The 720-nt window shown below is 82.8% G+C and carries 1 protein-coding gene; it reads right to left on the minus strand.

Annotation, left to right across the window (positions count from 1 at the left end; translation table 11 throughout):
* On the minus strand, positions 1 to 720 hold a 720-nt coding region (locus AAHZ94_RS34810), incomplete at both ends, for a SepX/GlpR family protein (protein WP_502964880.1).

Consider the following 720-nt stretch of genomic DNA (forward strand, 5'->3'; position numbering starts at 1 on the left):
CCCCCCCCCCCCCCCCCCCCCCCGGGGGGGCCGGGGGGGGGGGGGCGGCCCGGCGGGGGGGCGGCGGCGCTGCTCGCGCAGCCGCTGGGCGGCGAGTTCCGCGTGCCGCTGGTCCATGGTGAAGGCGAACCTGCGGCGCTCCTGCACCCGCAGATAGACGATGTACGCGCTGAGCAGCGCCGCCGGCCCCACCGGCGCCCACAGGAAGGCCACACCACCGACGGCGGCGACGATCGCGCCGGCGGTGAAGGTGAGGAAGAGGACCACCGTGGTGCGGCGGCGGCGCGCGAGGACCTTGGCGCGCCGGCTGCGCTCCAGCAGGCCGCCGGGCACCGGTCCCGCGCCGCCCGCCCTGGCCTGGCCCGGCCCCGTACCGGCGGCTTGCGGCGCCTCGACCGCACCGGCTGCGCCTTCCGCGGGTGCGTGCGGGTCGGCGGTGATCGCATCGGTGACGGTGACCGTCATCGTCGCGGGTTGGGCGAAGGCCCGGACGTCGCCCACGTCGGTCTCGTCCTCGGAACCGGCCACGCCGCGCTCGCGGGCGTGCCCGGCCTGGGCGTCGCCGGTCGCCGCGCGTTCCGCCGCGGGGGCGTCGTCGACGCCGGCGGCGGGGGGGGGCGGCGCGGGCCCCCCCGGTGGGGAAACGGCGGGCCGCGGGCGCCCGCCGGGCGCGCCCCGCGGGGGGGGGGGGGGGCGGGGCGGGGGGGGGGGGGGGGGGGG

It is taken from the genome of Streptomyces sp. HSW2009 (assembly GCF_040240285.1).
GTDB lineage: Bacteria > Actinomycetota > Actinomycetes > Streptomycetales > Streptomycetaceae > Streptomyces.